Consider the following 7506-nt stretch of genomic DNA (forward strand, 5'->3'; position numbering starts at 1 on the left):
TTGTTTTAAAATTAAAAAAATAAAAAAAAGGTGCCTGAAATAGGCACCTTTAAGCTTTTGAAAAATAATCTTGTCAAATAACTTTCAAATTTTCGTAAAGGAAGTTGAGTGATGTTCATTTCCACTACAGGATGCTCGCTTTCCATGGGGCGAAACCTGAGCCTCCTCGGCAAGCCTGCGGGGTCTCAGCCTTTCCGCATTTCCCATAGGAGTCAAGCATCCTTTCGTTCCAATCAACTCATTCATCAAGATAAGTAATCATTAAGAAACTATCTAAATATCCTTTACTTAGAACAATTCTTTTTTCTAAAAATTAGTATTTAATATTTTAACTAATGAAAAAAATGCTCAAAACAGATTATTCTATTCATAAATAGATGGTCAAAAATACTAACTTTTTTTTCAAAAATGTTCACTTAATGACCTTTTTTCATATTGACCGACATATATTTCATCACTCTGAAGGTGCCTATCATTAGGCACCTTTTAGTGTTTAAACAAAGTCCATAAATAAGATTTTCAGACTGATATTGAAAAAACTGACAAAATAATCAACAAACATTAGTTTGTACTATTTCAATTAAGCTTTTAATATAGTTAGATTACAAATCTTTTCACTTGGAGTTTAATTGATGAACTATAAAAATGATGAATTCCATTTAAAAGTTATTATCTTACTTACTGTTTTGCAATTTTTCCTACAACTATCAGAAAATATGTTCTTTGCTTTAATTTGCATTTATACTTTAGTTGCCTTAATTTGCTTAGAAAAAAATACGCTTCAATCTATTCGTAAGTATATTATTTTTATCCTATTACTTTTTTTAGTTCATTTTTTATTATCGTGACAGTTACTGACAATTAATAGTCCAACCATCAAATATTCTACCTCTTAAATAGAGATTAATTCCTATGATGAACTTATGGCTTTTCTATAATCATTTAAAACTTAATGACTAATTAGACTATTGGATGAAATGGAATCCTGTTTTAGGAATTTAGTAAGTATAGGCAACTTTTGAAACTAATTAAAAAGAATGCAAATAAAAAAAGATAAGCTCATTAAAGCTTATCTTCATTTTGTTGAAAAAAGAAAAAGTCTATTATTCATTTCTCTTTGTTGTTTTGAGTAACCAGTTGGTTGATTTCCACTACAGGGTGCTCGCTTTCCGTGGGGCGTGAGCTGAGCCTCCTCGGCTAGCCTGCGGGGTCTTTAGCCTTCCCGCATCTCCCACAGGAGTCGAGCACCCTTTCGTTCCAATCTGTCTAGTCATAAAAATGTGTATTCATATAAAACAGATAGAATAACCACTTTACGAGTACTTTTTATTAATCAATTTGTACGTGAAGTAATAGTTTTTGAATTACTAACTTCTACTATTTTTGGTTTTGTAAAATTTTTAATGCCTGCTTAGACTTTTCGATATATTGTTGATCATTGTTTGAACACATAAATTTAACGGATGACTGTCCAGTTTCAATTAATTGATCATTTTCATCAAGTAAATGGATTAATCTTTTAACTGTCCCATTACTACCATCAACAATTTGAACATCTTCTGGTAAAATCTTTTTTAATACGTTTTTATAAAACGGATAATGTGTACATCCTAAAACAATTGTCCCATATTGTTCAATATTAAATGATGAAAGCTTACTTTTAAAATAATCAATCATTAAATCTTCATCAAAATTTAATTCCTCACAATAATGAACAAGCTCTGGTAGTGGCAATGAATCTACAATACTTAGGTCGTCCACTCTTGAAATTAATTCATTGTATTTAGTTTGCTTTAAAGTTAACGGTGTAGCAAACACTAATACTCTCTTTCCTGTTGTTCTGTTCATTTCAACAGCTGGTTTTACGGCTGGCTCCATACCAATAATCGGAAAATCATACATTTCCCTCAATTCATTTACAGCAATACTAGTTGCAGTATTACATGCAATGACAAGTGCTTTGACCTCTTCTTTAATAATCATTTCTACTGACATTTTTACAAATGCACTAACTTCTTCCTTCGACTTAGTTCCATAAGGTACATGAAGTGTATCTGCAAAATATAAAAATTCTTCATTTGGTAATTTTTTCAGTGCCTCATTTAAGACAGTTAACCCACCAATTCCTGAGTCAAAAAAAGCTATTCTCATTTTAATTCACCTAATAATTTTAATTTAATGAAGTTTGTGAAACTGTCTACAAATAAACTCATCATGCTAGTTAGACAAGTTTTTCACAAATATATAATACTAAGTTAACCTAATTATGTACGAATGTAAATTTTTCAGAAAATAGTTTTCTTAAGATTGAGCAATTCGTAAGAAATACTTTTATCCTTTCATTTACATCGATCCGAAAAGCTACCTTATCAACATAGTTCCTCCTATCGTAGTTCTATATTTTAGTTTCCACCTTTTAAAGTAGATAAGCAAATTAAAAATCATTTCATTCCCATTAAAAATATTACTATAATATAGAAATTAGATACTATTTTAAAATTAAGGTGGGTAAAATCATGCAAGATGAAATACTTAAAATTTTTGATGAATCCGGTCAACATATAGGTGAAGCTTTAAGAAACGAAGTACATAAAAAAGGATACTGGCATGAAACTTTTCATTGTTGGTTACTTAGCATTGAAAACAATCGACCGTCAATTTATTTTCAAATCCGTAGCCATCTAAAAAAGGACTATCCTAATTTACTAGATATTACTGCTGCTGGTCATATTTTAGCAAATGAAACAGTTGAAGATGGTTTAAGAGAAGTTAAAGAAGAGCTTGGCATTGAAGTCAAGATGGAAGAAGTTATTTCCTTGGGCAATATAAAAAATTCAATCATCCAAGAATCGATGATTGACAATGAATTAAGTCATGTCTTTTTACTAAAAAGGTACGATTTATTTTCAAATTTCAACCTCCAAAAAGAAGAAGTATCAGGTATTGTTAGAGCTGATTTTGATCAATTTTATGAATTTGCAAACGGATTAATTGAAACAATCGATGTTGAAGGATTTCAAATAACAGAAGCAGGTGAAGAACTACTCATTATAAAATCTGTAAATAAAAATCATTTTGTATCTCACGAAAATACATATATTGTTGAGGTTGCTGAATTAATAAAAAACCATCTTTCAAAGTAAGTTCACTTAAAATAAATGATGAAGTTAAAAATAAAACCCACTAGGAAAACAAATCACCTAGTGGGTTAAAATGATTATTCAATTGTTTTACTAAATGAATAAGAGAGTTTTTTATATGCCATCTTATCTTCATAAAAACGATGTGCATTTATTCTTTGTACTCCAGACTGCAGTGTTACTAACCGGCATCCTTTTCTTTTCCCATATTCAGACAGATAGTTTAATAACTTTTCACCATAACCATTTGAACGTTTCATTTCATCCGTCACTAAATCATATACAAATAGATGTTTTCCATTATAAAAATTTGTTAGAATACTAAAACCTGCCACTGCAACTGTTACACCTTGCACTTCTAATCCAATTAATTGGTATCCTTCTTTTTTCATGTCTTCGTATAAATTGAAGTATGACTCTTCATTTAAGTGAGTGCGAAGTTGTTTTAATACTTCAAAGCCTTTTTTTAATTCTTCATATGACTCATAATGCTTTATCGCAATATGACTAGCCATTTTTACCACTCCTTAAATTTTTTATTACTAAACACTAATTACATTTTCTCCAGTATCAGCTTCTCGTTTAAATAATCTTGAATACACACCATCTTTTTCTAATAAAGTATGATGCGTACCTTCTTCAACCATTTTCCCGTTTTCTAGGACGACGATTCGATCCGCTGTTAAGACTGTCGATAGTCTATGTGAAATAACAATGACTGATTGTTTTGATTTTCGCTTTTGAATTGCTTCGTTAATTTGTAATTCTGTAATTGGATCTAGCGCTGAACTAGCTTCGTCTAAAATAAGGATTGGTGAATTTTTAACTAATGCTCTTGCTAAAGATAATCTTTGTTTTTGACCACCTGATAAAAGTGCGCCCCGCTCACCTATTGATGAATCTAGCCCATTAGGTAAAGAATTTAGGTAGTCTGATAATCCACTATCTTTTAAAGCTTGAATCATTTCTTCATTTGTCGCTAATTCATTTCCTATGCGAATATTATCTGCTAGACTTCCATTTCGAAGCTGCACATCTTGAGAAACAAATGAGATTGAATCTCTGATCCATTTTGCATTTGCTTGTTCAATTGGTAATCCATCAATTTCAATTGTTCCACTATTTAAAGGATAGAAGCCTAATAATAAATCTACAATTGTAGATTTCCCTGCACCACTTGGTCCGACTACTGCGACCGCTTCTCCAGGTTTTACATGAAATGATAAACCATTTAATACAAATTCTTCTTTTGATGGATATGCAAATTTAACATCTTTAAATTCAATTAAACCATTAACAAAATCTAGTTTTGTTCCTTCTTGTACTTCAAATTGAGAAACTTCTTCTGCCAATAGTTTTTCCGAACGATCTAGTGCTGGCCCAGTTCTTCTAACAGATAACCAGTTTCTTAGCATTCTTTGAATTTCATTAGCTGCAATTGTTACAAGGCCACCTGCTGTATACATTTGACCACTTGAAATTTGATGATTCGAGATTAGTAAAACACTAATAAAGTATACTGCAGCAAGGGCAAATCCATTATAGCTACCAATTACAACGATTGATTGCATTCTTGCTTTTAGTTCAATCATCGATTCTTTCATAAACGATTTTCGAATATCTGCCACACTTTGTATCTCATAATCTGTAGCACCAAGAATTCTCGAAAGTTGAATACCTGTTACGGATTCTCGTAATCTTTCTAAATAACGCGAAGCTTCCGTTCTAGCTTTAGCAGATGCAATCCTTGTACGAGCCCCTACTTTGTTTGATGTCCAATAAAATAGGATACCTAACAGTACACTTGTAACCATTAAATATGGATTAATCCATAGTAGGACAATACTGTAAATAAACACCCCTTGTACAGAGGCCATAAAAGTTGAGCCTTCCCACGCTAAAAAATTATGAAGTGTATCTGGATCATCTGAAACACGTGCTAATAATTCTCCAGATTTTGACTGGTGAAAATATGAATACGGTAAAATTTGTAAATGCCTAAATAAGCGTAATTTTTGCCAATTAGTGACTGATTTGGCAACATGGTGACAGAAATACTCGTCAATTACCATTAAAATCAAATCAAGAATTGCTGCAATAACAAGTAACCACATTAATCCCCATAATAAAGCATTGTCATGATTTGGTATGATATGATCAATTAACCATCCAGTACCTAAAGTAGGAATTAATGCTGCACAAACTTGACTTAAAGCAATGACGAACGAATCAGCAAAAACCCATTTTTTATGAGGTTTTAAAAAGTTGATGACCCTTTTCCCATCACCTATTTTTTTATTATTTTTCTGCATTATACAGCACTCTCCTTCTCTAGCTCACTGTATTGTGCCATATATAATTGATAATACTGCCCTTTTTGTGATAGTAATTCTTCGTGTGTACCTTGCTCTGCAATCATTCCTTTGTCTAATAAAAGTATACAATCTGCATCCTTTACCGTAACAAGTCTATGTGCAATCGTAATTGTCGTTCGACCTGGAATCAATTTCTCAAGTGAAGTTTGTACTTTTTCCTCTGTTTCTCCATCTAATGAGGAGGTTGCTTCATCAAAGATTAAGACAGGTGGATGACGAAGAATTGCTCTTGCTAAAGCTACACGTTGCCTTTGTCCCCCTGATAATTTTAACCCTCTCTCACCAACAATTGTTTCAAATCCCTCTTGTAATGAATCAACCAAATCGGACAAGTCTGCTGCTTCAACAGCTAATCTTAGCTCTTCCTCTGTAGCATTTGGTTTTGCATATAATAAATTTTGTCTTAATGTACTATTTAATAGGAATGTTTCCTGAGAAACAACACCAATATGCTGGCGTAATGATTGATAGTCGTGAGTTGATAAATCTTTTGTATCAACAGAAATAGAACCCGAAGAGGGTTGATATAAACCTAGTAATAATTGAATTAACGTACTTTTTCCTCCACCACTAGAACCAACGATTCCAATATGTTGCCCTGCTTTAATGGAAAAAGAAATATCCTTTAATACTTCTTCAGTTGCATTTGGGTAAGTAAATCGTACATTTTTAACTTCAATATTCCCTTTTACATCGCTAAATTTCGGTAAGTGATCTGGTTGCTCTGATGGTAGGTCAAAATACTCATAGATACGTTGTAAAGCGGGAATTGCTTGTTGAATTGTTAAAGCATTTTCTGCAAGGGAACGAACGGGCATAAACATCGTTGGAATAAACCCTAAAACGGCAATTAAAGTACCAATCGAAATTTCGTGTTGCCATACGGAATAGCCACCAATTAACATAATGACGCCAGGTGCGCCATTATTAAAAACATTTCCTAAACGCCAATTAAACTTTCCAAACAAAGCTAAGCGAATTGCAAACCTTTTCCAAACGGAAAGCTTATCTTCTAATTTATTATTCTCTTTTTCTTGCGTTTGAAATGTTCGAACTAAACGAACAGATTCAATACTCTCTTGTGTATGATTATATAAATCTGCACTCATATCACGGGCAATAGCCCCCATTTTTCGCACCTTTTTTCCAATCATAAAGGAAGGTACTAAATAAATCACAAAGACGATCAGCATGATTACTGCAGCTGGCCAATACAGTGGGAACACTGCTATAAAAGCCGCTATCGCTGCAACAACTTGTTGTATAAATCTTGGGATCACCGTATTATTTAGATTTTGAACAGACTCAACATCGTGAGTTAATCGAAATAACATATCTCCACGAGGTGTAGTTGAAAAAAAAGTCATAGGTGCTTTTTGAAGCTTTTTAAATGCACGTAATTGCATATCCGTTATAACATCTAAACCTATTCTCACTTGAATAAATTCTTGTAATGACTCAAAGATAACTTTAAATAGGAAAGAAAGCATAATTCCAAAAATTAAATAAAAAAGAATTTTAGAATTTGAGTTCCCAATTAACTCATCAACTAATTTTCCTGTCAATATTGGTGGAATAATAGCAAATGCCCCAGCAATTAATGAACATACAAAAGCAAGGAGTAAAACTTTCCAATAAGGTTTAAAGTGATTTACTGTTTCGATTAATACTTTCATTTATTTTCCCCCTAACTTGTAACATTTTACATTATTTTCTTACTATTTTCATTATTTTAAATAAAAGAAAAACAGATTCAACACATTCTCGTCATTATAAAGTGATTTTTAAGCCTTCTAAAAATCACCGTAATGCTGAATCTCGGTTTGCAAATTTTCTTCCTATCCCTTAACCATTCTACTTGTTAATCAGTTTCATTTCTTCAATAAATCGGTTGAATGAATGTACACAATTCGTATTAAATCAATAAAAAAAATCTACAACAAAAGTCGTAGATTCAGTGTGTAGACAAAGTCCAATATATCTGATTTTCA

General features: G+C 31.9%; 6 protein-coding genes. 2 read left to right on the forward strand and 4 right to left on the reverse strand.

Going from position 1 to position 7506, the window contains the following annotated elements:
- Window positions 1-632 precede the first annotated feature (632 nt).
- Window positions 633-848 (forward strand): hypothetical protein, encoded by a 216-nt coding sequence (locus tag B7R67_RS21575; RefSeq protein WP_088073054.1) that lies wholly within the window; start codon window positions 633-635, stop codon window positions 846-848.
- Between the two features lie 529 nt (window positions 849-1377).
- Here B7R67_RS21575 and murI read toward each other — a convergent pair.
- On the reverse strand, window positions 1378-2151 hold the full coding sequence (gene murI, locus B7R67_RS21580) for a glutamate racemase (RefSeq protein ID WP_088073055.1): 774 nt from the start codon (window positions 2149-2151) through the stop codon (window positions 1378-1380).
- Between the two features lie 365 nt (window positions 2152-2516).
- On the opposite strand from murI, the gene B7R67_RS21585 reads away from it, so the two are divergent.
- The gene (locus B7R67_RS21585) at window positions 2517-3143 is read left to right on the forward strand and encodes an NUDIX hydrolase (protein ID WP_088073056.1); all 627 of its coding nucleotides are present in this window, start codon (window positions 2517-2519) and stop codon (window positions 3141-3143) included.
- 74 nt (window positions 3144-3217) lie between these two features.
- Here B7R67_RS21585 and B7R67_RS21590 read toward each other — a convergent pair whose 3' ends face one another.
- From B7R67_RS21590 to B7R67_RS21600, 3 genes are read right to left on the reverse strand one after another with little or no spacing between them, the layout of a single operon-like run.
- Window positions 3218-3655 carry a GNAT family N-acetyltransferase gene (locus B7R67_RS21590; protein ID WP_088073057.1) on the reverse strand — a complete coding sequence of 146 codons (438 nt, stop codon included), beginning with the start codon at window positions 3653-3655 and terminating at the stop codon, window positions 3218-3220.
- 27 nt (window positions 3656-3682) lie between these two features.
- On the reverse strand, window positions 3683-5452 hold the full coding sequence (locus B7R67_RS21595; RefSeq protein ID WP_088073058.1) for an ABC transporter ATP-binding protein: 1770 nt from the start codon (window positions 5450-5452) through the stop codon (window positions 3683-3685).
- Complete coding sequence (locus B7R67_RS21600) at window positions 5452-7191, reverse strand: ABC transporter ATP-binding protein (protein ID WP_088073059.1); 1740 nt, start codon at window positions 7189-7191, stop codon at window positions 5452-5454. Before B7R67_RS21600 ends, B7R67_RS21595 begins: the two co-directional genes overlap by 1 nt.
- Between the last annotated feature and the right edge of the window lie 315 nt (window positions 7192-7506).

The organism is Gottfriedia luciferensis (assembly GCF_002156865.1).
Classification (GTDB): domain Bacteria; phylum Bacillota; class Bacilli; order Bacillales; family Bacillaceae_G; genus Gottfriedia; species Gottfriedia luciferensis.

Bases quoted from the DNA above. Each gene is read 5' to 3' on its own strand.
- B7R67_RS21585 (WP_088073056.1), top strand. From the start codon at position 2,517: ATGCAAGATGAAATACTTAAAATTTTTGATGAATCCGGTCAACATATA.
- B7R67_RS21575 (WP_088073054.1), top strand. From the start codon at position 633: ATGAACTATAAAAATGATGAATTCCATTTAAAAGTTATTATCTTACTT.
- B7R67_RS21600 (WP_088073059.1), bottom strand. From the start codon at position 7,191: ATGAAAGTATTAATCGAAACAGTAAATCACTTTAAACCTTATTGGAAA.
- B7R67_RS21595 (WP_088073058.1), bottom strand. From the start codon at position 5,452: ATGCAGAAAAATAATAAAAAAATAGGTGATGGGAAAAGGGTCATCAAC.
- B7R67_RS21590 (WP_088073057.1), bottom strand. From the start codon at position 3,655: ATGGCTAGTCATATTGCGATAAAGCATTATGAGTCATATGAAGAATTA.
- murI (WP_088073055.1), bottom strand. From the start codon at position 2,151: ATGAGAATAGCTTTTTTTGACTCAGGAATTGGTGGGTTAACTGTCTTA.